Source organism: Pseudomonas sp. FP1742, assembly GCF_030687145.1.
Classification (GTDB): domain Bacteria; phylum Pseudomonadota; class Gammaproteobacteria; order Pseudomonadales; family Pseudomonadaceae; genus Aquipseudomonas; species Aquipseudomonas frederiksbergensis_D.
On the sequence record NZ_CP117460.1, the window covers coordinates 740,569 to 760,198 of the forward strand.

The 19,630-nt window shown below is 60.3% G+C and carries 17 protein-coding genes; 6 read left to right on the forward strand and 11 right to left on the reverse strand.

The features are described 5' to 3' along the window. Window positions 1–19: 19 nt before the first annotated feature. The 11 genes from fis to gcbA form a co-directional block, all read right to left on the reverse strand. Window positions 20–340 (reverse strand): DNA-binding transcriptional regulator Fis, encoded by a 321-nt coding sequence (gene fis, locus PSH64_RS03215; protein WP_007907419.1) that lies wholly within the window; start codon window positions 338–340, stop codon window positions 20–22. Then, window positions 337–1,347: a tRNA dihydrouridine synthase DusB gene (dusB, locus tag PSH64_RS03220; protein WP_305479887.1), complete on the reverse strand. Its 1,011-nt coding sequence runs from the start codon at window positions 1,345–1,347 to the stop codon at window positions 337–339. Before dusB ends, fis begins: the two co-directional genes overlap by 4 nt. A 185-nt stretch (window positions 1,348–1,532) precedes the next feature. Continuing rightward, a complete protein-coding gene (locus PSH64_RS03225; RefSeq protein WP_305479888.1) occupies window positions 1,533–2,762 on the reverse strand; it encodes a DUF3426 domain-containing protein in 1,230 nt (409 codons plus the stop codon). Window positions 2,763–2,792: 30 nt separating this feature from the next. Next, window positions 2,793–3,671 (reverse strand): 50S ribosomal protein L11 methyltransferase, encoded by an 879-nt coding sequence (gene prmA, locus PSH64_RS03230; protein WP_105340405.1) that lies wholly within the window; start codon window positions 3,669–3,671, stop codon window positions 2,793–2,795. 254 nt (window positions 3,672–3,925) lie between these two features. Beyond that, window positions 3,926–5,284 carry an acetyl-CoA carboxylase biotin carboxylase subunit gene (gene accC, locus PSH64_RS03235; RefSeq protein WP_105340404.1) on the reverse strand — a complete coding sequence of 453 codons (1,359 nt, stop codon included), beginning with the start codon at window positions 5,282–5,284 and terminating at the stop codon, window positions 3,926–3,928. A 17-nt stretch (window positions 5,285–5,301) separates the two neighbouring features. Beyond that, a complete protein-coding gene (gene accB, locus PSH64_RS03240) occupies window positions 5,302–5,763 on the reverse strand; it encodes an acetyl-CoA carboxylase biotin carboxyl carrier protein (RefSeq protein WP_105340403.1) in 462 nt (153 codons plus the stop codon). A 48-nt stretch (window positions 5,764–5,811) separates the two neighbouring features. Next, the gene (aroQ, locus tag PSH64_RS03245; RefSeq protein WP_007937215.1) at window positions 5,812–6,264 is read right to left on the reverse strand and encodes a type II 3-dehydroquinate dehydratase; all 453 of its coding nucleotides are present in this window, start codon (window positions 6,262–6,264) and stop codon (window positions 5,812–5,814) included. Window positions 6,265–6,396: 132 nt separating this feature from the next. Then, window positions 6,397–8,145 (reverse strand): protein-disulfide reductase DsbD, encoded by a 1,749-nt coding sequence (locus PSH64_RS03250; RefSeq protein ID WP_305479889.1) that lies wholly within the window; start codon window positions 8,143–8,145, stop codon window positions 6,397–6,399. A 199-nt stretch (window positions 8,146–8,344) separates the two neighbouring features. Next, the gene (locus PSH64_RS03255) at window positions 8,345–8,713 is read right to left on the reverse strand and encodes a hypothetical protein (protein ID WP_230175426.1); all 369 of its coding nucleotides are present in this window, start codon (window positions 8,711–8,713) and stop codon (window positions 8,345–8,347) included. Window positions 8,714–8,992: 279 nt separating this feature from the next. Beyond that, the gene (locus PSH64_RS03260) at window positions 8,993–10,939 is read right to left on the reverse strand and encodes a methyl-accepting chemotaxis protein (RefSeq protein WP_305479890.1); all 1,947 of its coding nucleotides are present in this window, start codon (window positions 10,937–10,939) and stop codon (window positions 8,993–8,995) included. A 51-nt stretch (window positions 10,940–10,990) separates the two neighbouring features. After that, window positions 10,991–12,661: a diguanylate cyclase GcbA gene (gcbA, locus tag PSH64_RS03265; protein ID WP_105340401.1), complete on the reverse strand. Its 1,671-nt coding sequence runs from the start codon at window positions 12,659–12,661 to the stop codon at window positions 10,991–10,993. A 290-nt stretch (window positions 12,662–12,951) separates the two neighbouring features. On the opposite strand from gcbA, the gene PSH64_RS03270 reads away from it, so the two are divergent. The 6 genes from PSH64_RS03270 to PSH64_RS03295 all read left to right on the forward strand — a co-directional run bounded on the left by PSH64_RS03270 (window position 12,952) and on the right by PSH64_RS03295 (window position 19,614). Then, window positions 12,952–14,019 carry a DUF2333 family protein gene (locus PSH64_RS03270; protein WP_305479891.1) on the forward strand — a complete coding sequence of 356 codons (1,068 nt, stop codon included), beginning with the start codon at window positions 12,952–12,954 and terminating at the stop codon, window positions 14,017–14,019. 3 nt (window positions 14,020–14,022) lie between these two features. After that, window positions 14,023–14,580: an NUDIX hydrolase gene (locus PSH64_RS03275; protein ID WP_305479892.1), complete on the forward strand. Its 558-nt coding sequence runs from the start codon at window positions 14,023–14,025 to the stop codon at window positions 14,578–14,580. Window positions 14,581–14,755: 175 nt separating this feature from the next. Beyond that, window positions 14,756–15,127: a translation initiation factor Sui1 gene (locus PSH64_RS03280; RefSeq protein ID WP_105340398.1), complete on the forward strand. Its 372-nt coding sequence runs from the start codon at window positions 14,756–14,758 to the stop codon at window positions 15,125–15,127. A 220-nt stretch (window positions 15,128–15,347) separates the two neighbouring features. Continuing rightward, entirely contained in the window at window positions 15,348–17,261 is a 1,914-nt protein-coding gene (gene speA, locus PSH64_RS03285; protein ID WP_008069058.1) for an arginine decarboxylase, read from the forward strand. Between the two features lie 233 nt (window positions 17,262–17,494). Beyond that, a complete protein-coding gene (locus PSH64_RS03290; protein ID WP_305479893.1) occupies window positions 17,495–18,820 on the forward strand; it encodes a type VI secretion system Vgr family protein in 1,326 nt (441 codons plus the stop codon). Continuing rightward, entirely contained in the window at window positions 18,817–19,614 is a 798-nt protein-coding gene (locus PSH64_RS03295) for a DUF4123 domain-containing protein (RefSeq protein WP_105340396.1), read from the forward strand. Before PSH64_RS03290 ends, PSH64_RS03295 begins: the two co-directional genes overlap by 4 nt. The last annotated feature ends 16 nt before the right edge of the window (window positions 19,615–19,630 follow it).

Below are 19,630 nucleotides of genomic sequence, written 5' to 3' on the forward strand. Positions count from 1 at the left end.
TTCTGGTTTGATTGAATGCTTACAGCAAATCGTACTGCTTGAGTTTCTTGCGCAGGGTGCCGCGGTTCAGTCCGAGCAGCTCACTGGCCTTGGTCTGGTTGCCCTTGACATAGTTCATCACGCATTCGAGCAGGGGAGCCTCGACTTCGGAGAGCACCAGGTTGTACACATCCGTGACGGCAGCGCCCTCAAGGTGGGCGAAATAATTGTGCAGCGCCTTCTCGACACTCCCGCGAAGGGTCTGACCTTCTTCGCTCGGTGTATTGAGGTGCTGTTTCAAATTCACGTTGTCGCTCACGGGTGTTGTTCCACTCACTAAAGTCTCGGTCATCATCGTCATGCGGCCACCCCTTCTCCGTCCCCTGTCAGGCTCTTGTAACGTTCGGTGAAGAAGCCCCGAACGTAGGCGCATTGTGCTTCCGTATCTTCCAAACGATTGAAGTGGGCGCGAAACTCCCTGGCGCCCGGCAAGGTTGCGAGATACCAGCCCACATGCTTGCGAGCTATGCGCACGCCCATGAGGTCGCCATAGAAGGCATGCAGCGCGGCCAGATGCTCAAGCAGAATACGTTCCACCTCGATCAGTTCCGGTGCCGGGAGTTTTTCGCCGGTACGCAGATAATGGTCGATCTCACGAAAAATCCATGGCTGCCCCTGGGCAGCCCGACCCACCAACAGGCCATCGGCACCGGTCGCATCGAGTACGTACCGGGCTTTCTCGGGCGAATCGATGTCGCCGTTGGCGAAGACCGGAATCGACACCGCCTGTTTGATCGCGGCAATGGTGTCGTACTCGGCTTCACCGGTGTACAGGTCGGCACGGGTGCGGCCATGCACCGCCAGCGCCGTAATGCCTGCCTGCTCGGCGATCTTCGCCACCGTCAGACCGTTCTTGTTCGCCCGGTCCCAGCCGGTGCGGATCTTCAGGGTGACCGGCACATCGACTGCGGCCACCACGGCCTGCAGGATCTCGGTCACCAATGCTTCATCCTTCAACAGTGCGGAGCCGGCAGCCTTGTTGCAGACCTTCTTCGCCGGACAGCCCATGTTGATGTCAATAATCTGTGCGCCCAGTTCAACGTTGGCCCGGGCCGCATCCGCCAGCATCTGCGCATCACCGCCAGCGATCTGTACCGAGCGGGGCTCGGGATCACCGTCGTGAATCATGCGCATCCGCGATTTGCGGGTGTTCCACAAGCTCATGTCGCTGGTGACCATTTCCGAGACTACAAGTCCTGCGCCCAGACGTTTGCACAGCTGACGAAAGGGTTGGTCGGTGACACCCGCCATGGGGGCGAGGATCAAACCGTTGTGCAACGTGTATGGACCGATGCGTACCGCCGACATAGGACTTCCCTGTTGTGGGGCCGGATCATGAGAGTTCGAAAAAGGGTTGGCATGATACCCGCTCTCGATGACTGGATAAAGGCTGAATTGAACAAAATCTGAACAGTTATTCTGTTATCGCCAACGGTTTGGTTTGAACGGTCAGAGTCAGAAATCTGCCGTCAAGCCTGTAACGATGTGCCGTTTCACTCGGGCGAGTGGAAGCTCAGGCTGTAGTTCACCGCTTTGGGGCCTGGGTCGAGAATGTCCAGTGCGATGTGGATCGGCGTTTGCGGCGGCATTTCCACCAGGCCTTCGAGATCGCCGTTGAGGTACTCGCCGGGCTTGAAGCGGCGGCTGGCGATCAGGTGGCCGTTAAGGTCGGCAAAGCGCAGCTCCAGCAGCGGGAACGGCTGGGAGAAGGGCGCACGATTGTAGATGATGGCGTCGACCACCAGCGCCCCGTTGAAGTCAGGGTGGCTGCGGACCACCAGATTGCTGCTTTTGACTTTGGCGATGTCGACCTTGGATGGCACTGTGCAGCCGATTCGTGGACACAGTTGCTGAAACCACGGGCGGTATTGATCCTGGCGCGCCAGTTCGTCGAAATGGTAGGCGACGTATTGGCCGGCGAGGCCGGCGGCAGCGAGCAGGATCAACAGCAACCAGAAAAAACGCCGACCCCAGGGTGAGCGGCGTCTCTGCCAATCCAGTTGCAGCGGGTCGTCGGTCAGATCCTGCAAAACTTCAGCGCGCATGGCCGGCTCGCGTCGCTTGCGCAGGGTTTCGACCGAGGGCAAGTCGTCGTCGAGCTCATCGTCATCGGTTTTCGCCGACAGGCTTGCGAAGGGGATCGGGGCGTCGAGTGGGTCGTGCAGGCGCAGTTGCTGTATTTCGGGCTCATCGCCCAGCGCCACGGGCTCCAGGGACAGCGAAGGCTCGGTGCGCGAGTGTTTGCCCGGCTCGATCGTCGGTTCGGCCGTTGGTTCTGGTATCTGCACGTCGACGACTGGCGCGCGATCGGCGGCCGATTCACTGAAGAGGCTGTCGGACCAGGGAGTGTCGTCGTGCTCGGCGCTGTCGCGGCGAGCGCTGAGGCTGTCTTCCCGGGGACGACCGAATTCTGTCGTCGGCTGGATTTCCCGCTGCTCGAGCCGGGCGAGTTCTTCGTCCAGGTCGAGGCTGTCCAGATCCATTTCGGCGGCGGTCCATTGCTTTTGGCTGATGGCTCGCTGCACGGGCGGTTCGACGGGCGCCGGTGCAACCGGTTTGACCGTCTCCTTGCCCGCCCGCTGCTCAAGCAACTGCCTGGCGGCGTTGAATACCTGCAAGCACGAGCCGCAACGAACCACTCCGCGGGCCACGCTCAACTGAGCATGGCTGACACGGAAGCTGGTTTGGCAATGCGGGCACTGGGTGACGAAGCTATCGGTCATGCGGCAATCCGGTTTATGCAGGCGCTCATTCTAGCGCCGACGGCCAGTGATGCGCACCCAGCCATCGCGATTGGCGATCGGGTCCAGATCGAAGTCCTGGGCATAGGCGGCGGCGACTTCTTCACCCTGTTCGGCAAGGATGCCCGACAGCGCCAGGCGACCACCGGGCTTGACCAGGCCGGACAGTTGCGGCGCCAGGGACACCAGCGGACCGGCAAGAATATTGGCCACCAGCACATCGGCCTGCACCTGTGGCAGATCTTCCGGCAGGTACAGTGGGAACAGCTCTTCGGCAATGTTGTTGCGCCCGGCGTTGTCGCGGGAGGCTTCCAGCGCCTGCACGTCGATGTCGGTCCCGACCGCTTCTTTCGCGCCGAGCAGCAGGGCGGCAATCGCCAGAATCCCCGAGCCGCAACCGAAGTCGAGCACGTTGCAACCTTTCAGGTCCTGACTGTCGAGCCATTCCAGGCACAGCGCGGTGGTCGGATGAGTGCCGGTGCCGAACGCCAGGCCCGGGTCCAGCAGCAGGTTCACTGCGTCCGGCTCGGGCGCGGCGTGCCAGCTCGGGACGATCCACAGGCGCTGACCGAAGCGCATCGGCTGGAAACCGTCCATCCAACTGCGTTCCCAGTCCTGGTCTTCGATCACTTCGCTGTGATGCTCGGGCAACGGGCTGCCGGTCAGCAGCTCAAGGTGGGCCAGCACGCTGGCCGCCTCGGTGCCGCCTTCGAACAGGGCCAGCAGGTGTGTGTGCGACCACAGCGGGGTGGTGTTGAGTTCCGGCTCGAAGATCGGCTGATCTTCGGCGTCCATGAAGGTCACCGATACGGCGCCCACTTCAAGGAAAGCGTCTTCGTAGGTTTCGGCTTGTTCTGGGCTGATGGCGAGACGGACTTGCAGCCAAGGCATGGCGGGCACCTTTGAAAAATATAGATTGCAGCCTAGCGGGCTGCGAGAAGCGCGCAAGTTTACGCGAGCGCGGAGCTTTTGTGGGAGCGGGCTTGCTCGCGAAGGCGTCGGCACATCCAGCATTGATGTAACTGACAGACCGCTTTGGCGAGCAAGCCCGCTCTCACAGGTAATGGGTGTTGCTTCAATTTGGATGAAATCCCCAGAAACAACAAAGCCGCTCGAAAGCGGCTTTGTCATGTTCCGGCTGAAGCTTAGTGCTTCTCGCCAGCCAGCTTGTGCTCGAGGTAGTGAATGTTCACGCCCCCTTTGCAGAAGCCTTCGTCGCGGGTCAGATCACGGTGCAGCGGGATGTTGGTCTTGATCCCGTCGACAACGATTTCGTCCAGCGCATTGCGCATGCGCGCCATGGCTTCGTCGCGGGTTGCGCCGTAGGTGATCAGCTTGCCGATCAACGAGTCGTAGTTCGGCGGAACGGCATAGCCACTGTACAGGTGCGAATCGACGCGAACGCCGTTGCCGCCTGGTGCGTGGAAATGCTTGACCGTGCCTGGGCTCGGCATGAACGTTTTCGGGTCTTCGGCGTTGATCCGGCATTCCAGCGCGTGACCGCGGATGATCACGTCATCCTGGGTGAACGACAGCTTGTTGCCGGCGGCGATGCTGAGCATCTCCTTGACGATGTCGATGCCGGTGACCATTTCCGATACCGGGTGCTCTACCTGGACACGAGTGTTCATCTCGATGAAGTAGAAGCGGCCGTTCTCGTACAGGAACTCGAAAGTGCCGGCACCACGATAGCCGATGTCGATGCACGCCTTGACGCAGCGGGCGAGGACTTCCTCGCGTGCGTTCTCGTCGATGCCCGGGGCCGGCGCTTCTTCGAGAACCTTCTGGTGACGACGTTGCAGCGAGCAATCGCGGTCGCCCAGATGGATGGCGTGGCCCTGACCGTCGGAAAGTACCTGAACTTCCACGTGACGTGGGTTGGTCAGGAATTTTTCCAGGTAGACCATCGGGTTGCCGAACGCTGCGCCCGCTTCGGAGCGGGTCAGTTTCGCCGAGGAGATCAGGTCTTCTTCTTTGTGCACCACGCGCATGCCGCGACCACCGCCGCCGCCAGCAGCTTTGATGATCACCGGATAACCGACTTCGCGACCGATGCGCAGGGCGGTTTCTTCGTCTTCAGGCAATGGGCCGTCGGAACCCGGAACGGTTGGAACGCCAGCGGCGATCATGGCGTGCTTGGCCGATACCTTGTCGCCCATCAGGCGGATGGTTTCGGCTTTCGGGCCAATGAACGCGAAGCCGGAGTTCTCGACCTGTTCGGCAAAGTCGGCGTTTTCCGCAAGGAAACCGTAGCCTGGGTGAATGGCGGTTGCGCCGGTCACTTCAGCGGCGGCGATGATGGCCGGAATGTGCAGGTAGGAGTGCGCAGCGGAGGCCGGACCGATGCAGACGGATTCGTCTGCCAGGCCCAGGTGCATCAGCTCTTTGTCGGCCTTGGAGTAAACGGCGACGGTCTTGATGCCCATTTCCTTGCAGGCACGCAGAATCCGCAGGGCGATCTCACCGCGGTTGGCGATCAGAACTTTTTCCAACTTCGCAGTCATCAAAGGCTCTCCGCGATTCAAACGATGGTGAACAGCGGTTGGTCGTACTCAACCGGCTGGCCGTCTTCGACGAGGATGGATTCGATCACACCGCTGGCTTCAGCCTCGATGTGGTTCATCATCTTCATGGCTTCGACGATGCACAGGGTGTCGCCTTTCTTCACGGTCTGGCCGACTTCAACGAAGGACGGCGAGGACGGCGAGGATTTGCGATAGAAAGTGCCGACCATCGGCGAACGGGCAACATTGCCGTTCAGCGTAGGCGCAGCTGGAGCCGCAGGAGCAGCGGCGGCAGCCGGAGCAGCAGCAACTGGCGCAGGCGCCGGTGCATGCATTGGCGCCGGTGCATAGTACTGCTGAGCCGGCGTCTTGCTGTGACGGCTGATGCGTACGGACTCTTCGCCTTCCTTGATCTCGAGCTCGTCGATGCCGGACTCTTCCAGCAATTCGATCAGTTTCTTAACTTTACGGATATCCATGAATCATCAACTCCCAAGGGTCGGTCAGGGGCGTTTAACGCTTGTTGTTCAAGCCGTTGCCTGTCTTTCAAGCTGCTCTAGTGCGGCCTCCAGGGCCAGTCGATAACCGCTGGCGCCAAGGCCGCAGATCACTCCCACCGCTACATCGGAGAAGTAAGAGTGATGGCGGAAAGGTTCGCGTTTGTGCACGTTAGACAAATGCACTTCGATGAATGGGATGCTCACCGCCAGCAGCGCGTCACGTAATGCGACACTTGTATGCGTAAAAGCTGCTGGATTGATCAGAATGAAATCCACACCTTCGCCGCGGGCAGCGTGGATGCGGTCGATCAATTCGTACTCGGCGTTGCTTTGCAGGTAAAGCAAATGGTGGCCGGCATTGCGCGCGCGCTGTTCCAGATCCTGGTTGATTTGCGCCAGGGTGGTTGCACCGTAGACGCCCGGTTCCCGGGTGCCGAGCAGGTTCAGGTTGGGGCCGTGCAAAACCAATAGGGTCGCCATCTGCTGCTCCTTTGTTAACTGTGTGCAATTGTCAGAACCCGGCGACTATGCCGCAAAGCCTTTGTGACTGTCCAGTTCTATGCAATAGCCAGCACGATGGCCGATGTTTGCGCGAAATATGTGACCGGGTGATTAAATCCGGTCATTTGCTTTCACAACACGTTCGGCGAAGTCCGCGGCGTTTATCTCACCGATCACTCGCACATCGGTGCGTTCGACACCGTCCTTGCTGAAAAACATCAACGCTGGAGGGCCGAACAGCTTGTAGCGGTCGAGCAGGGCGCGTTGTTCGGTGTTGCTGGCGGTGATGTCGAAGCGGATCAGTCGATAACCTTTGAGGCGTTCGACGACGTTGGCATCGTTGAGCACTTCGTGTTCGATGACTTTGCAGCTGATGCACCAGTCGGCGTACCAGTCGAGCAGCAGCGGCGTGCCGGAGGCTTTGGCTTCGGCGAGAACGCGGTCCAGTTCGGCTGGAGTAGTGATGGTTTGCCAGGTGCTGGTGATTTGCGGTTGCTGCTCGTTGCGGGCGACGATGCGGGCCTGGCCAATGGGGTTGAACGGATCGGTCTGACCGCTGAACGCGCCATACCAACAGGCCAGCGCATAAAACAGCAGGAACATCCCCAGCAATTGCCCCAGGCGTTTTCTCGGCGGTTTATAGACGAATTCCAGCGCGCCCATGAACAAACCGACGCCACCGGCGAGCAAGCCGATCAATAGCAAGGTGATCTGACCCGGCAATACCCGGCTGAGCAAACCGATCGCCAGCCCCAGCAGCAATACACCAATCGCGTTTTTCACGTAGATCAGCCATGGCCCGCTTTTCGGCAGCCAGGCCGCGCCGCCGGTTGCCACCAGCAACAGCGGCGCGCCCATGCCCAGGCCGAGCATGAACAGCTTCAAACCGCCGCCCAGAGCATCGCCACTGGCGCTGATATACAGCAGCGCGCCGGCCAGGGGCGCCGAAACGCAGGGCGAAACCAGCAGGCTGGACACCACGCCCAGCACCGCCGCGCCCCACAATGAGCCGCCTTCGGTACGCCCGGCGATGCGGTCCAGGCGGCTGCTGATGGCGTAGGGCAGTTTCAGTTCGAACACCCCGAACATTGCCAAGGCAAACACCGCGAAAAACAGCGCGAACGGCGCCAGCACCCAGGCTGACTGCAAGCGTGCCTGTAGATTGAGCTGTGCGCCGAACATGCCCATCAAGGCACCCAGCAGAGCGAAACAGATGGCCATCGGCAGCACATAAGCCAGCGACAGGTTGAAGCCACGTATGCCGCCGACCTGGCCCCGCAAGACCACGCCGGAAAGGATCGGCAGCATTGGCAACACGCACGGGGTGAAAGTCAGGCCGAGGCCTGCGAGGAAAAACAGCGCCAGTTCGCGCCAGCTCCAGGTTGTCGTCGTGGTCGTGGTGCCGCTGCCATCAATACTCAGGCGCTCAGTCTCGGGCGGGTAGCACAGGCCTTTGTCGGCGCAGCCCTGATAGGTCACGGCGAGCGTAAAGGCGCGGGAATCGGTGCGCGGCAGCTCTACATCGAGAATCCCGTGGTAAACCTCGACATCGCCGAAGTATTCATCGTGCTTCTGTTCGCCCTTGGGCAGTTGCGCCGCGCCGAGGCCGACGTCAGCCGGCTCGGCACGGAACTGGAAACGATGGCGGTAGAGGTAGTAACCCTCGGTGGCGACGAAACGCAGCTTGATCGATTGCGGCGTGCTTTCTACCAGGCTCAACTGAAAGGCTTCGCGCACCGGCAGGAAATCGGCGCTGTTGTTGATCGAACCCAGGGTGGAACTGGGGCGACTGTCCAGCAACCCGGCGGCGGAGGCCGGGAGGGCGAGCACTAAAAACAGCAGGCAGAGCAAACGGCGCATGACAATCTCGCGTATTGGAGGTGCGGGCATGATAGCTGAGTGTGCAATGTATGCGACTACGCCGATCTCCCGTAGGCGCTGCCGAAGGCTGCGATATTTTGCTTTGATCTTCAACGCTCGATCCGCCGCCAGGATCAACATCAAATGATCGCAGCCTTCGGCAGCTCCTGCAGGGAGGTGTTTCAGTCAGGCTTCGGGCTTACTTTGTTGGTTGATCGCTGGAGTGTTTACACAAGTTGATTGTTACAGGGGTGTAGTGGTTACTGTTGGTATGTCGAAACAGCGTGCTGCTGTGATACTCATAGACTTCCTGGTTGGTCGATACATTGATAGTTGAACCTTGGATATCGACCTTTATGGCTGGATCTCGGGTGACTAAGAACGGACCAGCGGTCTTGAGTTCAGACGCTATTTGCTCGTTGGATGTCAGTTCGCGATAGACATAGTATCGATAGCTGAACGGTACTGTTGCTCCGCCTCGATCATCTTTGACGCCGTAGATGAAGCCGTTTTCGCCAAGGGGTAGTTTAAGTACTACATCGGTCAGCACTGGGTTGCCGGAAGACATGAGCCATGTCCAGCCGATGTAAGCCAAGCATACAGCTAGCAGGGAGGAGGCGACGATTGTGTATGCAGTTTTTTGAGTAGTTCCTGTATCGGACGTTGATACGCCAGGGGGCGACGTTGGAACTATCACGGGGCACTCCTGTGCACGCTCGATTGATTGAAGCGCTAAACTCTAGCATCAAAACGATGACTAAAAGCACCGTATAGATAAACAGGAGTTTTCATACAAAAACTCAGGTGTCGATAATCTTGCTCGTTGGTAGCGTTCAGGCCCGAGCCCTTAAACCCGAAATGCCTGCACCGCTGTATGCAACTGCCCACCCAATGTCAGTAAATGTTCGCCTTGGCTGCGCCCTTCACCAATCCTCAGCAAGTTATCCCCACCCAATTGATGAATCCGCTCACTGTGATCGCGGATTTCGCTGACAGCGCCGCTCTGCTGGGCAGTGACATCGGCGATGCGCACGGCGGTGTCGGAAATGGTCTGGATCGCTCCGACGATTTTATCCAGCGCACCGTCGGCGGCCTGGGCCTGGTTGGCCGTGGCTTCGGCATGCTCGACCTGGGCACGCATGCCTTCAACCGATTGCCGCGCGGCGGTTTGCAGGCCGGCGATCAGCGTCTGAATCTCGGCCGTTGCGCCAGCGGTGCGTTGTGCCAGTGAGCGAACCTCTTCGGCCACCACCGCAAACCCCCGGCCCATTTCTCCGGCGCGGGCCGCTTCGATGGCCGCGTTCAGGGCCAGCAGATTGGTCTGGTCGGCAATCGAGCGGATCACCGTCAGCACGCCGCCAATGGTCGCCGACTCTTCGGCCAGATGTTCGATCATTTGCGCATTGCCTTGCACTTCTCCCACCAGCGCATGCAGGCCGGTGAGGCTCAGGCCGATCACTTTCTGACCGTGCTCCACCGCAAGTCCCGCATGACGACTGGCGTCCGCGGCCTGGCTGGCATCACCGGCGACTTGTTGAATCGTCGCCTCGAGTTCCCCGAGAGAATCACGGATCAGGGCTGTGTCACCGGCCTGATGCTCGGCGCCGCTGTGCAGATCATTGCTCAAATCGGCCAGCGTCCGGCTGCTGCCGGCGACTTGCTCGGCGTTGAGCCGAATCGTCCCCACCAGATCGACCAGATAGGCGCGCAAGCGATTGAGCGAGGCTTGAATGTCATGCAGTTCGCGGTTGGTCGCGCCCAGTTGAATGTCGCGACTGAAGTCGCCCTCGGCCCAGGTCGAAAGGGCTGGCGCCAGATTGGTCAGGGTTCGGGCCAGGCGGCGCTGCAAGGTGTCGATGAGCAAGGCGATCAAGAGGATAAGTCCGATCATCACCCCTTGCATCAGCCGCACTTCGCCCTGGATTTGCCCGTGCTGGGCGCGCACCACCGGTTCCAGCCCGGCGATGGCCTGCTGCACGGCTGTGATTTTCAAGTGAGTCGCGGCGCTGAGGTCGGCGCGTTTCTGGATCTGTTCGCGGGTGCGTGCCAGTTCAGCCGGGTAGCGGGTGAGCAGGCTGTTGAGTTCACGCTTGAGGCTGACGCCGGCGTCTTCGGCGACGGCTTTCTCGGTGTTCTCCAGGCCCATCATGGCGGAGAAGTCATCGGTGTTCGATTCACTGCTGGCAGTCACCCCCAGCAGCGGCAAGGTGTTCAATTGTTCAGCCTGAACGCGGATGCTGGTGACTTCGCGCTCGACATCGGCGGCCAGTTCGCTGCGCCCGCTGCTGACCAGTTTGTCCCGGGCCAAAGACAACTTGCCCAGATGCTGGGAAGCTGCGAGCAAAGGCGTCAGGTACGCCGCGTTGCCATTGGCGTACTGGCTGAGCTGATCGAGACTGGCGCCGAGCTCGCGTTCGGCTTGCAACAGCAGGGCTTGTGGATCGCCGGCGAGTTTGCCGGCAGCCAGCAGGTCCGTCTTGCTGAACTCCTCCAGGTTTGACAGGCTGGGGCGCAAGGTATCGGCCAGGCTCGGAGGTAATTCGCCGAGCTCCTTTTGCAGGCTGTCGATGGCCTGGCCCGCACCGCTCAGGCGCAGGGCGTCGCCGCTGGCCAGGTAATCCTCGACGTTGCGCGCCACTTCATTTTGAAACTGCTGAGACAGACCCAGGTAACGCTCCATCAACAGATAGGGGCGTTCCAGGGCTTTTTGCGACCACCAGAGGGTAGCGCCGAGGGCCACGCACACGGCGACCAGAAGGAGGGTATTGAGATTGGTCAACAGCTTCAGGCGCATTGCGGACTACCAACGGCAGAATGGTAAGTGCCTGAAGTTATTGCGTTTCTGTTACAGCGTTATGACCGAATCGGTCGATTCCGATGAAAAAGTGGCACTTTGCTTTGATTCCCGCGCGGCTTGCACGCGGTTACGTCCGGCGTCCTTGGCGCGGTACAGCGCCTCGTCCGCCTGAGTGGCCATCATCAGGCTGTCGGAATCCTCACGTAGTTCGACGACGCCGGCACTGAAGGTGCACCAGAGGTCTTGAGGCTGCGCGGGGTAGTGAATTTCGGCAAAGCGCTGACGGATTTCATCGAGCACCTTGTAGGCCGATTCGAGATCGGTGTCTGGCATGACGATGGCGAACTCTTCACCGCCGTAACGGCCGATGAAGTCGGTCTTGCGCAATCGCTGCTTGAGGAACAGTGCCAGACTCTTGATCACCCGGTCGCCCATGGGGTGGCCGTGGCTGTCGTTGACCCGTTTGAAGTGGTCGATGTCGAGCATCGCAAAGCTCAGCGGCTTGTTTTCGCGACGGGCGCGGAATGAACAGTCTTCGAGCAATTGCAGGATATGGGTGTGGTTGTACAAGCCAGTCAGGCTGTCGCGCACCATCCGCGCCTTGAGATTGCGCGCCCGCGCCGCGCGGTTGCGCACGGTGGTGATCAGGTGGCGCGGCTTGATCGGCTTGGTCAGGAAATCGTCGCCGCCCTCGCTCATGGCGTCGAGCTGTTTGTCCAGGTCGTCCTCGGCTGACAGATAAATGATCGGCACACTGACATAGCGGTCGTTATGGCGGATGACCTTGGCCAGTTCCGTACCGGTGCAGGCCGGCATGTACATGTCGAGGATGATCAGGTCTGGCTGGAAATCCGCCAGCTCGGCCATGGCCTGGATCGGTTCGATCAAGGTCCGCGTGACGATCCCGGCGCTGTTGAGCAGACGCTCGGTGTGCAGGGCCTGGGCGCGGGAGTCGTCGATGATCAGCACTTTATAGGGTTCGTACTGGGCGACGCAGGTCAGGACTTCGATCTTTTCCAGCAGGCTCGAGGCTTCGAGGGTGCCGGTGAGAAACTCCTGGCCACCGGCGCGCACGGCGGCGAGGCGGGTCGGGGTGTCGGTTTCGTGCAGGCTGAAAAACAACAGCGGCAAGGGCTGCTCCAGGCCTTGCTGGGCTTCGGCCGCCAGTTTCAGGCCGATGCCGGCGCCGCTGAAGTCGACATCCATCACGATCGCCGCCGGCAAACGCTCGACCATCGAGGCGCGGAACGCGGCGACGCTGTCGAGGGCTTGGGCGCTGAGCCCGAAGAATTCAAGTTGCTTGGCCAGCCGTTCGGCCCGGTCGTGATCCTGCAACATCACGTAGATCGGTTTGCGCAGCGGCGGCAGGAAGGTGTGTTCGAGCTGGTCGCCATGGCGCAGGCCGGTGCGGGACAAGCGCTGCATCAGGCGATTGAGGTCGGTGATCAAGCCGCTGCTCAGGCGCCCGCGATTGGCGTCGACGGCTTCCAGCGACTGGCCGATATGGCGTGCCAGCAGGGAGTGTTCCGGTTGTTCGAAACGTTCGGCGAAGCGCAGCAGGCGCAGATTGGCCTCGCTCAGCTCCGACAGGTCGGTGATGGACCATTCATTGCGCTGCAGACGTTGCCATATCTCAAGAATCTGACGTGCCTGATGAATTACCCGCTGGGCAAAGTGGTGCTTGAGGCGCTCACGGCTGGGGTCTTCTGGCTCGGTCATATCCTGACTACTAGTTAGGGTGCATGCTGAGGTCGACTGGTGGCTCTATGCTAGCACCTCTTTTCGATGGCATGAGTGTCGTAAGTCAATAATCTGCAAAGCGACATCATTCAGTTCCCGACCGACTGGTCGCATAGGCTCAACGCTGTGCTTCATTTATAGTGACGGCTTCGATCGCAGTCATTGTAAGGCTCGCTGTGCGCCGCAGGATTTAATGCGCGGCAAATGAGGCACGATGGCGTAGGGTTGTGGTCGAACCGATGAACTCAAGTGATTGAAAGGATATCGCCATGCTGGACTGGAAGAACCGCACGGGCAGCGCGCCTGAGCGTGCCGCTGAACCGAAATCGGCCACCCGCAGTTATTTTGGTGGTCTGTTGTTCAGTCGGGCGCTGGCTACTCTGATTGGCCTTTACCTGTTGGTGGCTATCGCGCTGGGCTGGTACTGGAGCCAGGAGCCCGCGCTCTTTCCGGTTCAGCAAAATGCCCAGGTGGCAGCCGAGAAAGAAGGCAAGCAGATGGTCGTCGGGTACACCACGGTGGAAACCCTCAAGACCGTCGCCGGTACCTTGCTGACCAAACCGGGTGGCTATATTTCCAACGACCGTTTCCCGCCGGGTCTGTGGATGGACAACATGCCGAGCTGGGAATATGGCGTGCTGGTCCAGGTCCGCGACCTGAGCCGTGCGCTGCGTAAAGACTTCGCCCGCTCCCAGTCGCAGTCCGCCGAAGACGCCGACCTGGCCAAGGCCGAGCCGCGCTTCAACTTCGACAACAAGAGCTGGGTGCTGCCGTCCAGTGAGTCCGAGTATCAGGAAGGCATCAACTCCCTGAGCCGCTATCAGGCACGCCTGTCGGGTCCTGACCAGAAGAGCGCGCTGTTCTACGCCCGCGCCGACAACCTGAACAACTGGCTGGGTGATGTAGGGACTCGTCTGGGTTCGCTGTCGCAGCGGCTGTCGGCCAGCGTTGGCCGGGTCAAGCTCAACACCGCGCTGAAAACCGAAGCCCCGGTGCTCGGTCAGGTGCCGCAGGTTGACGAAGAAGTCGTTGAAACCCCGTGGATGCAGATCGATAACGTGTTCTACGAAGCCCGTGGTCAGGCCTGGGCGTTGTCCCATCTGCTGCGCGCCATCGAAGTCGACTTCGCCGATGTGCTGGCGAAGAAAAACGCCACGGTCAGCGTGCGCCAGATCATCCGTGAGCTGGAGGCCTCGCAAGAGCCGGTCTGGAGCCCGATGATCCTCAACGGCAGCGGCTTCGGTGTGCTGGCCAACCACTCGCTGGTCATGGCCAATTACATCTCCCGGGCCAACGCCGCAGTGATCGACTTGCGTCAACTGCTCAATCAGGGCTGAGTCATGGTAGATAGCGCTAAAGAGGCCGCCCACCGCGCGGCTTCCGATGCCGAACAGATCGCCTGGGTCGACGAGCAGGACAACCTGCTCGGCGCTCTGGTGCGCTCCGACCTGCGTGAGCGTGGGCTGATCGGGCGCGGCACCTACATCATGCTGTTCAATTCTGCCGGCGAGCTGTGCGTACATCGGCGCACCCTGAGCAAAGCGATATACCCCGGTTACTGGGACGTGGCGGCCGGTGGCATGGTGCAGGCCACCGAGACCTACGCCGAATCGGCGGCCCGTGAGCTGGAAGAAGAGCTGGGGGTGAGCGGTGTGGAACTGACCGCCCATGATCACTTTTACTTTGAAGACACCGGCAACCGGCTCTGGTGTTCGGCGTTTTCGGCGGTGTGGGATGGCCCGTTGATCCTGCAGCCGGAAGAAGTGCTCGAAGCGCGCTTCATCCCGATCGATCAGGTTCTGTGGGAAATCCAGCAGAAGCCGTACTGCCCGGACTCTCTGGCGGCGTTGAAGCGCTATCTTCGCGCCCAAGGGGATGACGTCGCAAAAGAGCTGTAAATTGGCGCCGATTGGCTCTTAGCAAGTCGGCTTTTTGCCGTTACACTGCGCGACCTTTTCAAGCTGAACCGGCAGTGCCCGGCTCAGTAGCGCTGCCCCTGCCTGAGTGGGGCTTCGCGGTCGATAACCTTGCCCAAGGTTGCGGCCAGTCTTTGTCCTCCCAAGAGGATTGCCGGTGGCCAAAAAAGCCGCATCCTTCGCCGCCCTTGGTGGGCTGGTATTTTCCACCGACGCAGGTCGTCATTGCCCGGATTGTCGTCAACCGGTGGATGCCTGCATCTGTAAACAAACCGTTATCCCGGCCGGCGACGGCATTGCTCGCGTGCGTCGCGAAAGCAAGGGCCGTGGCGGCAAGACGGTGACGACCATCACCGGCGTGCCGTTGGCCGAAGACGCACTCAAGGAACTGGCCACCACGTTGAAGAAACGTTGCGGGACCGGTGGGGCGTTGAAAGACGGAATCATCGAAATCCAGGGCGATCATGTCGAGCTACTCTTGGCCGAGCTGATCAAACACGGTTTCAAAGCGAAGAAGTCCGGCGGCTAGCAGCCTCTGTGAAAACCACCCGCGGCTTGATCCAGTCCTGATTTCATCGTGGTCTGGCGTCGTCTCCATGGTTTTCACAGAGCCTGTTCATGACCGGTTTCTAAACTCACTGCGGTCAGCGAGGTCTACCCCCTCGTTGACGAACCGTCATTTTCATTCTTTAGACTGCGCCGGCCTGAACTCAAGGCGACGCTCTATGACTTCTTTATAGGGGACTTCGATGTCCGTACGACGCACACGCAAAGACGATGGCAGCCAATGGACAGTTGCGGACAGCCGCAGTGTTTACGGGATTCGCCATTGGGGGGCCGGGTATTTCGCGATCAATGACGCCGGTCGCGTCGAAGTTCGTCCGAACGGCCCGACCAGTTCGCCTATCGACCTGTTCGAGCAAGTCGACCAATTGCGCAAAAGCGGTTTGTCCTTGCCGCTGCTGGTGCGTTTCCCAGACATCCTGCAAGACCGCGTGCGTCAGCTGACCGGTGCGTTCGACGCCAACATCGAGCGCCTGGAATACCAGAGCAAGTACACCGCGCTGTACCCGATCAAGGTCAACCAGCAGGAAGCGGTGATCGAAAACATCATCGCCACCCAGAACGTATCGATCGGTCTGGAGGCCGGCTCCAAGCCTGAGCTGCTGGCGGTACTGGCGTTGGCGCCGAAGGGCGGCACCATTGTCTGCAACGGTTACAAGGACCGCGAGTTCATCCGTCTGGCGCTGATGGGCCAGAAGCTGGGCCACAACGTGTTCATCGTGATCGAGAAAGAATCCGAAGTCGGTCTGGTGATCGAAGAAGCGGCGTCGCTCAAGGTCAAGCCTCAGGTCGGCCTGCGTGTGCGTCTGTCGTCCCTGGCGTCGAGCAAGTGGGCAGACACCGGTGGCGAAAAATCCAAGTTCGGCCTGTCGGCGGCGCAACTGCTGTCGGTGGTCGAGCGTTTCCGTGCCGCTGGCCTGGACCAGGGCATTCGCCTGCTGCACTTCCACATGGGTTCGCAGATCGCCAACCTGGCGGACTACCAGCACGGCTTCAAGGAAGCGATTCGTTACTACGGCGAACTGCGCAACCTTGGCCTGCCGGTGGATCACATCGACGTTGGCGGCGGTCTGGGCGTGGACTACGACGGTACGCACTCGCGTAACGCCAGTTCGATCAACTACGACATGGACGATTACGCCGGTGTCGTGGTCGGGATGCTCAAGGAGTTCTGCGACGCGCAGAGTCTGCCGCACCCGAACATCTTCTCTGAAAGCGGCCGCTCCCTGACCGCCCACCACGCGATGCTGGTGGTGCAGGTGACCGACGTCGAGAAACACAACGACGACGTGCCGAAGATCGACAACAAGGAAGAGCTGCCGGAAACCGTGCAGTGGCTGGTTGACCTGCTCGGCCCGACCGACATCGAAATGGTCACCGAGACCTACTGGCGCGCCACGCACTACATGAGCGACGTGGCCACCCAATACGCCGATGGCAAGCTGACCCTGGCGCAAAAAGCCCTGGCCGAGCAATGCTACTTCGCCGTTTGCCGCCGCCTGCACAACTCGTTGAAGGCCCGTCAGCGTTCCCACCGTCAGGTGCTCGACGAACTCAACGACAAGCTGGCCGACAAGTACATCTGCAACTTCTCGGTATTCCAGAGCCTGCCGGACACCTGGGCCATCGGCCAGGTCCTGCCGATCCTGCCGCTGCACCGTCTCGACGAAGAGCCGCTGCGCCGTGCCGTGCTGCAAGACCTGACCTGCGACTCCGACGGCAAGATCAAGCAGTACGTCGACGAGCAGAGCATCGAGACCAGCCTGCCGGTACACGGTTTGAACGAAGGCGAAGACTATCTGCTGGGGATCTTCCTGGTGGGTGCCTACCAGGAAATTCTTGGCGACATGCACAACCTGTTCGGCGACACCGACTCGGTGAACATCTATCAGAACGCCGACGGCAGTGTGTACCACGCCGGTATCGAGACCCACGACACCATCGAAGACATGCTGCGTTATGTGCACTTGTCGCCGGAAGAGCTGATGACCCACTACCGCGACAAGTGCGCCAGTGCCCGCATCAGCGCCGCCGAGCGCACCCAGTTCCTCGATGCCTTGCGTCTGGGCCTGACCCGTTCGTCTTACCTGTCTTCTTGAGGTAAGGCACCGCGCCCATCGGGTTGTCTGAAAATTCTCCACACGTTGCGGAAATTTCAGATGACCTGGTGCGGTGTTTCTCTCTTTTCAAGCGAAATGACCCGCAGACCGGGCTATCCAAGCGATGCGGTCTTCTTTTCACGTAGGTCATTTCCTAAGTTGTACTTCGGCACTCTACTCGGCCATGTCTCTCAGCGAGAATCCCCGGCCGCCCCTCCTGTAGAGAATCGCCGATGTTCGATTCAGTCAACGAGCCGTCATTTCGTCTGGATATAGCGGGTCTGCCCGACTCCTTTGAGGTCTTGGCCTTTACCGGTAGTGAAGCCATCAGCGAGCCTTTCGCGTTCGATGTGGATCTGCTGAACGATGATCCGACGCTGGACCTTGCAAGCCTGCTGTACCGCTCGGCCTTTTTGCACTTCGGGCCCGAGGGCGAGGGCATTCACGGGCAATTGCTTGGCCTGGTTCAACTTGGCCATGGCGACGAGCCCGGGCTTTGTCGTGTGCGTCTGGGCCCCAGGCTGGCTTGTCTGGCCCAGCGCTTCAACCAGCGAATTTTCAGCGATCGCACGGTGCCGGAGATTCTCGCTCAGGTGCTCAAGGAGCATGGCATTGCCGGCAAGGAGTGTTGTCGCTTCGACCTGAGCGGTGATTACCCTCCCCGTGATTTCTGCACGCAGTATCGGGAATCGGACCTGCAATTTCTCCAGCGTCTATGCGCCCAGGAACGGCTTCATTACTACTTCGAGCACCGCGCGCGGGGGCACTGTCTGGTCTTGGGCGACGGCCTGGGGCAGTTTCGCCGTGGCGAAGTAAGGCGCCTTGAGGATGAGATCGAACGACCGGGTGTGCATCAGTTCAAGCTTCATGGCTGCGGGCAGGTCGCCGAGGCGCAGACGAACCTGCCAACGCTGCGCAGCGGTCAACTGATGCCGTTGTCCGGTCATTCGTGTGCGGACTGGAATCGTCCCTGGCTAGTGACCCATGTCGAGCATCAGGGAGGACAGCAGCCAGACTTTTTGTATCGCAACCAGTTGCGCGTGGTTGCGCAGGAAGTGCCTTTGGTGTCGGCTCATTCGGTTATGAAACCGAGGATGCCCAGCCTGCAGCGGGGATGGGTAGTCGACGTCGGTGAGTCTCACCCCGATCCCTCCAGACCGGTTGCCGTGCAGTTTGACTGGCTTTATCAGGGCGAAGGCGCAACCCCCAGCCATTGTTGGTTGCCGTTGTCTTGCGAGCTGGAAAGTGCGGGTGTCGTGCCCTTGAGTGAAGGGGCGCAAGTGCTGGTGAGCTTTATCGAAGGCGATCCTGATCAACCCCTGATCAGCGGATTTCTTCCCAGGTCGCCATCCAGCACCAAGACGGTCATATCCGACCTGCTATCGGCCTCGACGACTGAAACCAACCGCGCGAATGATGGTTTATCGGGCTTGCTGCAATCCGGCGAACCGTTGGTGCTTCTGTGCCTGCTGCCCGGCGGGGGGAGTTTCAGTCATTGCGCGCAATCGCTTTGCACTTGCCGGGCAGCGATGCGGCTTGGCCAGAGCGGTGCGGCATGAGCGCCGTTCAGGCGTGCGACCCGGCCCCGCAATGGCTGTTGCTCGATGTGCCGGGGGAGCCGCAGAGCGGCGCTTTGCTGCGACGACAATTTGCTCATGCCCGATGGTTCTGGCTGTTCGAAGGCACTGAGTTTCATCCGTTGCGTGAGCGCGGACCGGCGTTGGTCGACCTTCGCGAATGCCCCGCACTGGCTGAGCTGTACCCAATGGAACCCCACCTCTGGAGCGGCTTGTTGTTGGTCAGCGAAGCCTCTTCATCGCAGTTGCTGGAGCATTTGCGGCGCATGCTCACCGTCACCTTCAGTCTGCATCACCGGGCTTTGTTGAATTTCTATAACCCTCAAACGGCGAGTTATTTTTTTGATGCCTGCGATGCCCAGGAGCTCAGTCGCTGGCTCGGCCCGATCGACCAGCTGCGCTGGTTTGGCGGCACGTGGGCCGACCGGGCCATTGGCTGTCTGGGCTGGCAGCAGTTGTTCAATCCGCGGCTTGCCGTCAGGCCGCTGGCCATCGAAGAAAACCTCAGCCCGCGTCAGCGAGACACCTTGCAGACCTGCCTGCTGGAGCAGCATGCCTGGCGCTGGAGCCGATCCATCGGCACCGACTACAACAGCTTGTGGGCTCACCTGCAGGAAGGGCTGGCGCTGGGTTTCAGCGAACGCCCGGTGCTCGATGGCTGGTTATGGCTGCGCTTGCAGCATCCTGACGCCGTGCCCCGGCAGCCATTGCCGGGAGTCACCCAGCAGGAGCGTCTCGATAGCCTGCGCAACCTGTGGCAGAACGATCGACCCTGAATGGGCTGAAGACCTG

Excerpts from the sequence above, each read along its gene's own strand:
- PSH64_RS03250 (WP_305479889.1), bottom strand. The coding sequence starts at position 8,145 with ATGCGCCGTTTGCTCTGCCTGCTGTTTTTAGTGCTCGCCCTCCCGGCC.
- aroQ (WP_007937215.1), bottom strand. The coding sequence starts at position 6,264 with ATGGCGACCCTATTGGTTTTGCACGGCCCCAACCTGAACCTGCTCGGC.
- speA (WP_008069058.1), top strand. The coding sequence starts at position 15,348 with ATGTCCGTACGACGCACACGCAAAGACGATGGCAGCCAATGGACAGTT.
- PSH64_RS03275 (WP_305479892.1), top strand. The coding sequence starts at position 14,023 with ATGGTAGATAGCGCTAAAGAGGCCGCCCACCGCGCGGCTTCCGATGCC.
- PSH64_RS03290 (WP_305479893.1), top strand. The coding sequence starts at position 17,495 with ATGTTCGATTCAGTCAACGAGCCGTCATTTCGTCTGGATATAGCGGGT.
- accB (WP_105340403.1), bottom strand. The coding sequence starts at position 5,763 with ATGGATATCCGTAAAGTTAAGAAACTGATCGAATTGCTGGAAGAGTCC.
- PSH64_RS03270 (WP_305479891.1), top strand. The coding sequence starts at position 12,952 with ATGCTGGACTGGAAGAACCGCACGGGCAGCGCGCCTGAGCGTGCCGCT.
- PSH64_RS03260 (WP_305479890.1), bottom strand. The coding sequence starts at position 10,939 with ATGCGCCTGAAGCTGTTGACCAATCTCAATACCCTCCTTCTGGTCGCC.
- PSH64_RS03295 (WP_105340396.1), top strand. The coding sequence starts at position 18,817 with ATGAGCGCCGTTCAGGCGTGCGACCCGGCCCCGCAATGGCTGTTGCTC.
- PSH64_RS03225 (WP_305479888.1), bottom strand. The coding sequence starts at position 2,762 with ATGACCGATAGCTTCGTCACCCAGTGCCCGCATTGCCAAACCAGCTTC.
- fis (WP_007907419.1), bottom strand. The coding sequence starts at position 340 with ATGACGATGATGACCGAGACTTTAGTGAGTGGAACAACACCCGTGAGC.
- PSH64_RS03255 (WP_230175426.1), bottom strand. The coding sequence starts at position 8,713 with ATGTCTTCCGGCAACCCAGTGCTGACCGATGTAGTACTTAAACTACCC.
- gcbA (WP_105340401.1), bottom strand. The coding sequence starts at position 12,661 with ATGACCGAGCCAGAAGACCCCAGCCGTGAGCGCCTCAAGCACCACTTT.
- prmA (WP_105340405.1), bottom strand. The coding sequence starts at position 3,671 with ATGCCTTGGCTGCAAGTCCGTCTCGCCATCAGCCCAGAACAAGCCGAA.
- dusB (WP_305479887.1), bottom strand. The coding sequence starts at position 1,347 with ATGTCGGCGGTACGCATCGGTCCATACACGTTGCACAACGGTTTGATC.
- accC (WP_105340404.1), bottom strand. The coding sequence starts at position 5,284 with ATGACTGCGAAGTTGGAAAAAGTTCTGATCGCCAACCGCGGTGAGATC.